Source organism: Bradyrhizobium sp. Mp19, from assembly GCF_029952935.1.
Lineage (GTDB): Bacteria > Pseudomonadota > Alphaproteobacteria > Rhizobiales > Xanthobacteraceae > Bradyrhizobium > Bradyrhizobium elkanii.
In genome coordinates, this window is the sequence record NZ_JASAUT010000124.1 from 1 (window position 1) to 6,876 (window position 6,876).

At 65.1% G+C, this 6,876-nt stretch carries 6 protein-coding genes; 2 read left to right on the top strand and 4 right to left on the bottom strand.

Annotated elements, in window-relative coordinates:
* Positions 1-75: 75 nt before the first annotated feature.
* The 4 genes from QJT82_RS44670 to QJT82_RS44685 all read right to left on the bottom strand — a co-directional run bounded on the left by QJT82_RS44670 (position 76) and on the right by QJT82_RS44685 (position 4,388).
* A complete protein-coding gene (locus tag QJT82_RS44670) occupies positions 76-822 on the bottom strand; it encodes a transporter substrate-binding domain-containing protein (protein WP_080686834.1) in 747 nt (248 codons plus the stop codon).
* 157 nt (positions 823-979) lie between these two features.
* On the bottom strand, positions 980-1,405 hold the full coding sequence (locus tag QJT82_RS44675; protein WP_028342408.1) for a DUF4399 domain-containing protein: 426 nt from the start codon (positions 1,403-1,405) through the stop codon (positions 980-982).
* Between the two features lie 37 nt (positions 1,406-1,442).
* Complete coding sequence (locus tag QJT82_RS44680) at positions 1,443-2,987, bottom strand: SUMF1/EgtB/PvdO family nonheme iron enzyme (RefSeq protein ID WP_028342409.1); 1,545 nt, start codon at positions 2,985-2,987, stop codon at positions 1,443-1,445.
* A gap of 210 nt (positions 2,988-3,197) precedes the next feature.
* Positions 3,198-4,388 (bottom strand): MFS transporter, encoded by a 1,191-nt coding sequence (locus tag QJT82_RS44685; protein WP_028342410.1) that lies wholly within the window; start codon positions 4,386-4,388, stop codon positions 3,198-3,200.
* A 74-nt stretch (positions 4,389-4,462) separates the two neighbouring features.
* Here QJT82_RS44685 and QJT82_RS44690 point away from each other — a divergent pair, with 74 nt between their 5' ends.
* Positions 4,463-5,263, top strand: a complete 801-nt coding sequence (locus QJT82_RS44690) for a helix-turn-helix transcriptional regulator (RefSeq protein WP_028342411.1) — start codon at positions 4,463-4,465, stop codon at positions 5,261-5,263.
* A 158-nt stretch (positions 5,264-5,421) separates the two neighbouring features.
* The gene (locus tag QJT82_RS44695; RefSeq protein WP_028342412.1) at positions 5,422-6,774 is read left to right on the top strand and encodes a malonyl-CoA decarboxylase; all 1,353 of its coding nucleotides are present in this window, start codon (positions 5,422-5,424) and stop codon (positions 6,772-6,774) included.
* Positions 6,775-6,876 lie beyond the last annotated feature (102 nt).

A 6,876-nucleotide genomic window follows, 5' to 3' on the forward strand; every position in this document is an offset into this window, starting at 1 on the left:
GCGCGCATTCTCTCGCCCCCGAATCAACACGTAGGCAAGAGAATCACGTGGCGCTATTTAGGTACAGACCCTAGTTCACTTCACCTCGGTGCGGACCGGCGAGCCCTTCAGCCCGTTGTTGTCGTAGGCCTTGCGCAGCGTGCCGTTGGCGACCGCCTCCGTCATGAACCTGGTGGCGAAGGCCGCGGCGAGCGGATGGTTGAGCGGCACCGCGACCGCGGTGACGGTCTGCTTGAAGGTCTCGTCCAGCACGCGCGTGCCCGGGATCTTCTTCGCCATCGCATTGAGCTGATCGCGCGACAATGCGAAGGCGTCGATCTCGCCGCTCTTCAGCAGATTGAAGATCTCGTCATAGGTCTGATAGCCCGTGACCTTGGCGTGCTTGAGATGGGCGATCGCGCCGCGCATCGTCGTGGTGGCATTGACGGCGGCGACCTTGACGCCGTCCTGGTCGAGCGTGGCGAAATTCGTGATCGTCGAGCCGGGCTTGACGATATAGGTGGCGTCGGCAACCTCGTAGATCGGCCCGAATGTCATCTTGGTCTCACGCTCGGGATCCTTGGGCAGGAAGGTGATGTCCCAGGTGTTGTTGGCCGCCGCGTCGGTGATCTGGCCGGAATTCTGATGCACGACATATTCGACGGGGATGCCGAGTTGCGCAGCCATCTCGCGGCCGAGATCGGCGGGAACGCCCGCATAGCCGTTCTCGGTCTTGGTCGACCAGAACGCGCCGCCGGCCGGGCTGATCGCGATCGCGACCCGGAGCTTTCCGGTCGGCGCGATCTGATCCTTCAAGGCGTCGGCATCCGCTGATGTGGCCATGACAATCACTCCCAAAACGAGGCCGGCCAGACGCAGCAGTCGAGACGACATCAGACTTCCTCCACGCCGAATCTTGCTGTCCGGCAGGCGCGCAACAAACCGTACGGCGCGGCCTTGTGCAAGCGCCGGTTCCCGCAAGGGAGCTATCCGTATCGGCCTATCTGACCCGGATGGTGATTTTTTCGGAGACGACCGGCGGGCTGAATGGATAGTGCTTGGCGTCGCCCAGCACCAACTGCAGGGTGTGCTTGCCGGGCGCCAGATCGAGCTGCGTCTCGGTCTGGCCCGCACCGAAGTGCAGATGAGACTTGTCCGACGGAATCGGCTCATTCGGGTTCAACGGCTCATTCACGTCGATCAGCAGATGGTGATGGCCGCTGTTCGGGTAGTCGTCGCCGGCATGGGTGACGCCCATGTTGCGCAGCCCAAAGCGGCACCAGAACGGGCTTTTGAGCTTGGCGCCGTCGCGCGGCCAGATGAAATACAGCTTGGTGTCCTTGCCGGCCGGCTTGTTCTGGGCGTCGGCCGGGGCCGCGAACAGCGTCAGTGCCGCAGCGAGCATGATCAAGCCTGCACTTTTCATAGCCCCTCCATGAAGCCTGGCGATCAGGGACGATCGCTCAGGGAGACAGCGCGACCCGGAAACCGTGGGTCGGATAACGAACATAGGTGTCGTAATTATCGCGATTGGCCGGGCGCACATAGCGTGCGTCATTCTTCCACGAGCCGGAGCGGATGACATGCGAGGCGCAGTCGCCGCCGGACCAGACCGCACCGTCGGTCGGCGCGCCCTGGTAATTCCTGTGCCAGCAATCCTCGACCCACTGATCGACCCCGCCGCCCATGTCGTAGAGGCCGAACGGATTCGGCTTGAGGCTGCCGACCTTGACCGGCTGCTCGGCCGAACTATCGCCGCCGCAATCCTTGCATCCGGCGTGGCCCGATTGCATCTGGTCGCCCCACCAGTACTTCGATTGCGTTCCGCCGCGCGCCGCATATTCCCACTCGGCTTCGCTCGGAAGCCGGTAGGGCTTCTTGGTGCGCTCGGCGAGCCAGGTCACATATTGCTTCGCATCGCTCCAACTCACATTGGTGACCGGAACGTCGTCCTTGCCGCTGGCCGTGAAGCCGCAGGCCTTGGCCGCCGCGCAGGCGTTCCATTCGCGGACCGTGACCGGATATTTGCCCATGGCAAAGGGCTTGACCGTCACCCGGCGGATCGGCCGCTCGGAAGGATCGTCATTGCTTCCCATCGAGAAGCTGCCGGCTTGAAGCAAGACCAGTTCGGGCTCCGGCAGGTCCGGGGTGGGGCTCGCGGAGGGCGCAGGTTGAGGCGACGCTTGCTGCGTCGGTGCCGCCGGGGTCGGACTTGCGGTTTGGGTCGGAGCCGGGCTTGGTGCCGGCGGCTGGACGGCAGGCGATGCCGTCGGTGACGGAGGCGCCTGTGCCACTTCGGCCGGCTTGCCGCGCGGTTGCGCCAGCAGATACCACAGCACGCCCCCCGCAATGATCGCGATCGCCAATCCGAGCAGCGTGAGCAGGACGGACTCACGGCGCCTGCGCGTCCGTTGGTACGCGGCGGCATCCGGCAGCACGCGATAGACTCGGACCGGATCGGTGATGTTCTTGACCTTGCGGTCGCCGAGCGATTCGTATCCGCAGACCATCTTGTGCTTGATCTGCTCGTAGATGCCGCCGGAGATAAAGACGTCACCCGGCGCCGCGATTCCTTCCAGACGCGAGGCCACGTTGACGCCGTCGCCATAGATATCGTCGGGCTCGATGATGACGTCGCCGAGGTTGACGCCGATCCGGTACTCGATCCAGTGATCTCGCGCGACCGCCGCGTTGCGGCCGATCATGTTCTGCTGGATCACGATGCTGCAACGGACGGCCTCGACAGGACTGTCGAACATCGCGATGAAGCCGTCGCCGGTGGTCTTGACCAGCTTGCCATGGTGCTCGGCGATGGTGGGCTCGATCAGATCGCGCAGGATCCGCTTGACGCGCGTATGCGTGCCTTCTTCATCAAGCTGCATCAGCCGGCTGTAGCCGGCGATATCGCCGGCAACGATCGCGGCCAGGCGCCGCGGCATTGAATCACCGGGAGGCTGTGTATTGTCGGGCTGTGACCGGCCTGACTTGAAGTCGCGAATTTCTCCCATGGCGCTCCGGCTGCTCCGCAAAGACGTGCTCAAGGCGCAACCGGCGCCTTCGTCCCCGAGGCCCGCTTGAGCCTACCACACCTGCGGGTCGGGACAAAGTTCGCGAAGCGTGACCATGTCACGGTTGTCCGCCGTCGGCCGAGGCCCGCCGGTCGGGTGGGCGGGCACGCCTTGCCGCAACGGTAAACGGGCGGCAAAAGCGCCCCTGCGTCAGCCCGCCTGCGTGGCCGGGGTGCGGATCTCGCGCGGCAGGATGATCGCGGCCGCGATCGCCAGCAGGCACAGCGCCGCGAAGGCGCGCAGCATCATCGAGAAGCCGCCCTGGTCGTACAGCCAGGCCACCAGGCCGACGGAAGCGCCGGCCGCGGTGAAGCCGACGAAATAGCGCACCGCATAGGCGCGCGAGCGCCATTCCTCGGTGGTGTACTTGCCGACCATGGCATCGTTTACCGTGACCTGGCCGAACGCGCCCATCACGATGCCGATCGAGACCACGATCAGCGGCAGGTTGGACAGGCTCGCCGCAAGATAGAGGAACGGCGCCAGCAGGAACGACAGCGGCAGCGCCACCGTCTTGAGCGAATATCTGTCGAGCAGCTTGCCGATGGTGTACTGCGTCATCGCGCCGAACACATAGACCCCGGCCGCGATCACACCGAGCAGCGCCGGGCTCCTGGTCAGATCGGCAAGCCGTTCGGCGAACAGCTTCGGCAGCGCCACCGTCACTGCGTTGAAGGTGGTGGAGATCGCGATCACCACGATCAGGAGCGACAGCACCACGCGCCACATGTCCTCCTTGGCGACCCGCGCCTGGGCTGCGGCCTGCCTGGAGCCCTTGCGGTCCTCATGCACCACCGTCATCGCAAAGACGATGCCGATCAGCACGGTGACCGTGCCGGGCACGATGAACGCCCAGCGCCAGCCGAGATACTGGCCGATCACGCCGGTGACCAGCGCCGACGAGGCGACGCCGAGATTGCCCCAGACGCCGTTGATTCCCATCTGGGCGCCGAGCTTCTCGGCATAGGACACGATCATCGCGGTTCCGACCGGATGATAGATCGAGGCGAAGATGCCGATCGCCAGCAGTGCGGCGCCGAGTTGCAGCGGCGTCTGCACGAAGCCGACCGAGATCATCGACAGGCCGATGCCGACGAAGAAGATCACCATCATGTGGCGGCGGCTCCAGCGGTCGCCGAGCCAGCCCGTGACCAGCGAGCCGGCGCCGAAGGCGATGAAGCCCGGGGTCGCATAGGGCAGGAGTTCCGAATAGGCCATGCCGAGCGCCGGGCCCATGATGATGACGGCGGCGGCGAAAATCAGCATCGCGTAGTGATCGATGAAATGGGCGGCGTTGACGAAGGTGATCACCCGGCTGGGACTGTTGCTAGGACCGTTCATCGGCACGTCTCTCACGCGATTCTTCAATTGCTCGAAAATAGGTTATAGGTGCTTGTCCTGACGGGATGTCGCCAATGACTATCGCTGAGCCGCCAATAAGAGCCCTCCACCAGGATCGGCGCGTCACCGGGGACGGCGTGCATCTGGTGGCGCGCAGCTACCGCAAGGGCGTCCGGCTCGACCCGCACATGCACCGCGAGGCACAGCTGGTCTATGCCGCCAGCGGCACCATGCAGGTGACGACGCCCAAGGGGCGCTGGCTGGTGCCGCCGGACCGCGCGGTGTGGGTCCCCGCCCTGCTCCCGCACGCGATCGACGTGCTCGCCGACATCGAGATGCGCACGCTGTATTTCGACCAGGCCTGGCTTGCGCGCGAAAAGCGCAGCGACAGCCTCGACCACGAATTCGTGGTGCGGGTGTCACCGCTGGTGCACCAGGCGATCCTGGCACTGTTCGACGCCTCATGCGGACGCGAGCGCACCGCTCTGTTGATCCGCCTCGTGATGCTGGAGCTGCACCAGGCCGAGGATTCGGCGACCTTCATCCCGCTGCCGCAGGAGCCGCGCTGCCGCCGCGCCGCCGACATCGTGCTGGCCGATCCGACGAAGGACCACGACATCGATGCGCTGGCGCGCACGGTCGGCACCTCGGCGCGGACGCTGTCGCGGCTGTTCTCGGCGGAGACGCAGCTCTCGTTCAAGAGCTGGTGCCAGCGCGCCCGCATCGCGGCCGCCATCGAGCGCCTGTCGAGCACCGCGAACGTTTCGGTCAAGCAAGTCGCCTCCGACCTCGGCTATGCCAGCGTGCCGGCATTTTCCCACGCGTTCCGCCAGGTTACCGGCAAGACACCGACCGCGTTCGCGGAGAAAACGTGAACGGGATTCGCCACCGGGCGCAGCGACGACGAATTATACCGCTGTCGCGCTGCGACATATTTCCGTACGATCCATGCGCTTGATTGCAGTGCTCCCGACCTTAAATCCCGTGTAAGGTCCGGCTTCACTGGATACGACCTGCTGGATACGACCTGCTCATGGCCAATGCCTTCTTCTCCGATCTGCTCTCGACGATTTCCGAACGCGGCCGCGTCCTGCTCGGCCGCGCCAGCCCGGCCAACGACAAGCAGGATGCTTCCGAACTGCTGGAATTGTGCGAAGCGCTGCTGTCCGGCCGCGGCGAAGCCTCCGGCACTGCGATGGCGCGCGAAGTGCTCGACCGCTACCACCACCTCGATGCCGCCGGGCGGCTGTCGTTCTTCCAGACGCTGGCCCGCGATTTCGGCCCCGATCACGCCAAGCTGGCGCAGGCGATCGAAAGCTGGCGCGCCAAAGCCAATGGCGACGACGCCAGCGACCTGCATTTCGCCTCCGAGCCGCGCCGCCAGGAATTGATCCGCCGGCTCAATCGCGCGCCGGGCGGCACCGGCGAACTGGTGTCGATCCGCTCGGATCTGCTTTCATTGATGAAGGGCAACAAGGACCTCGCCGCGCTCGATCGCGACGTGGTGCACCTGCTCTCGTCCTGGTTCAACAGGGGATTCCTCGTGCTGCGCAGGATAGACTGGTCGTCGCCGGCCAATATTCTGGAGAAGATCATCCGTTATGAGGCCGTCCACGAGATCCGCGATTGGGACGATCTGCGCCGCCGCATCGATCCGATCGATCGCCGCTGCTACGCCTTCTTCCATCCGGCTCTGGCCGACGAGCCGCTGATCTTCGTCGAGGTCGCGCTCACGGAATCCATCCCGGGCGCGATCGCGCCGCTGCTTGCGGAAGAGCGCGAGCCGGTCCCGGTCGAGCGCGCCCGCACCGCGGTGTTCTATTCGATCTCCAACACCCAGCGCGGCCTTGGCGGCATCTCCTTCGGCAGCTTCCTGATCAAGCAGGTGGTCGAGGAGCTGCGCCGCGAATTGCCGAAGCTCGACAACTTCGTGACGCTGTCGCCGGTGCCGGGCTTCATGCAGTGGGTCAAGCAGGCCGACGACGTGCCGCTCACGGAGGAGGACCGCCAGCTGCTCGAAAGCCTCGGCAAGCCCGACTGGTTCGAGAACGCCGAGCTCGCGACCCAGCTGCGCGCCGTGCTGGAGCCGCTTGCCGCCTACTATTTCCTGAAGGCGCGCACACCGAAGGGCCGGCTGATCGATTCGGTCGCGCGTTTCCACCTCGGCAACGGCGCACGGCTGGAGCGGATCAACTGGCTCGGCGACCTCTCGCCCAAGGGCCTGCGTGAATCCGCCGGCATCATGGTCAACTACCTCTACCGCCTCGACGACATCGAGAAGAACCACGAGGCCTACGCCAACAATGGCGAGGTGATCGCCTCGAGCGCGGTGAAGAAGCTCCTGAAGGGCGAAGGCCGGCGGCTGCTGGACATGCGGCTGGGGTGACGGGGATACAGCGCAATCTCTCCCCTCGTCGTCCCGGCGAAAGCCGGCAACTGTTATGTTGGTTTGGTCTGCAGGTAGGGCTTTCGGTCTCGCATCATGGCA